The organism is Caballeronia choica (assembly GCF_001544535.1).
Classification (GTDB): Bacteria; Pseudomonadota; Gammaproteobacteria; order Burkholderiales; family Burkholderiaceae; genus Caballeronia; species Caballeronia choica.
In genome coordinates this window covers 1-1414 of the sequence record NZ_FCON02000450.1, presented here as the reverse complement: position 1 = coordinate 1414, position 1414 = coordinate 1, and the positions used below count along the sequence as shown (strand labels likewise).

General features: G+C 61.2%; 2 protein-coding genes. One reads left to right on the top strand and one right to left on the bottom strand.

Annotated elements, in window-relative coordinates; translation table 11 throughout:
• Window positions 1-169: 169 nt before the first annotated feature.
• Entirely contained in the window at window positions 170-1198 is a 1029-nt protein-coding gene (xylF, locus tag AWB68_RS44890; RefSeq protein ID WP_087650449.1) for a D-xylose ABC transporter substrate-binding protein, read from the bottom strand.
• A 52-nt stretch (window positions 1199-1250) separates the two neighbouring features.
• On the opposite strand from xylF, the gene AWB68_RS51030 reads away from it, so the two are divergent.
• Window positions 1251-1373, top strand: a complete 123-nt coding sequence (locus AWB68_RS51030; protein ID WP_268810994.1) for a hypothetical protein — start codon at window positions 1251-1253, stop codon at window positions 1371-1373.
• Window positions 1374-1414: the final 41 nt, after the last annotated feature.

Below are 1414 nucleotides of genomic sequence, written 5' to 3'. Positions count from 1 at the left end.
AAAGCTGCTTTCTTTGCTTACTTTCTTTGCAGCAGCAAAGAAAGTGAGTCCCGCCCCGGACAGGGGCAGAGCAAATAGACCGCTAAGAAAACAAGTTCCACAGAAGCCCGAGCGCATCAAACGGTGTAAACACCAACCCAACCCACCCCACCCCCAAGCGCCAGCGACCTCAATTCCCAGCTAACTGCGACTGCGTATAAAACCCATCCTTGATAACGACATCGACATTGCTCTTCGTCAGCAGCGTCGGCTGCAACAACACCGTATCGACCTGCTTCTTGCCGTTGTCGTACTTCGCGTTGAACTTCGGCGGCTGCCCCTTCGCAAGATCGACGGCGAGCTGCGCCGCCTCCCCCGCGATCAGCTTGAGCGGCTTGTACACGGTCATCGTCTGCGTGCCCGCCACGAGGCGCTTGACGGCCGCGAGATCGGCGTCCTGTCCCGAGACCGGCACCTTGCCCGCCATCTTCTGCGCGGCCAGTGCCTGGATCGCGCCGCCCGCCGTGCCGTCGTTCGACGCGACGATCGCGTCGATCTTGTTGTTGTTGGCGGTGAGCGCGTCCTCGGTGATGCGCAGCGCCGTCGCCGCGCTCCACTCCGGCACCCACTGCTGGCCGACGACCTTCACGTCGCCGCGATCGATCGCGGGCTTGAGGATCTTCAACTGCCCTTCGCGCAGCATCTTCGCGTTGTTGTCGGTGGGCGCGCCGCCGAGCAGGAAGTAGTTGCCCTTCGGCTGCGCGTTGAATACGCCCTGCGCCTGCATCTCGCCGACCTTCTCGTTATCAAACGAGATGTACGCATCGACATCGGCGTCGAGGATCAGCCGGTCATACGACACGACCTTGATGCCCGCCTTGTGCGCTTCGGCCACCACGTTGCCGAGCGTCTTCGAGTTGAACGGCACGATCACGATCACGTCGACGCCGCGCGAGATCAGGTTCTCGATCTGCGAGATCTGCCGCGCTTCGCTCGCATCGGCCGATTGCACCGATACCTTGGCACCGAGCTTGGTCGCCGCAGCGACGAAGTAGTCGCGATCCCGCGACCAGCGCTCGACGCGCAGGTCGTCGATGCAGAAGCCGATCTCCGGCTTGTCCTTGCTTGCATGAGCCAGCGACGAGACCATCGAGAGGCTGGCGAACATCGCTCCGCAGACGAGCGAACTCAACACCGTACGGCGCATTACTGATTTCATGTCTCACTCCATTTATGATTGGCGGCCGATTCGTTCCCAACATGCGAGAGAGATGGAACGCCGGCAGGACGTGCTGGTGCGCCGCGAATCGTGGTTCGCGGTCGTCGTTATTGAAAGTGTGGTGGCCAGCGCCGTTGTCCTAGTGCTGCGCGTCAAACGGATTGCATCTTATTAAGCTTGGCCCTGGCACGCGTGACTTTCGCGAGGATGTCAGAG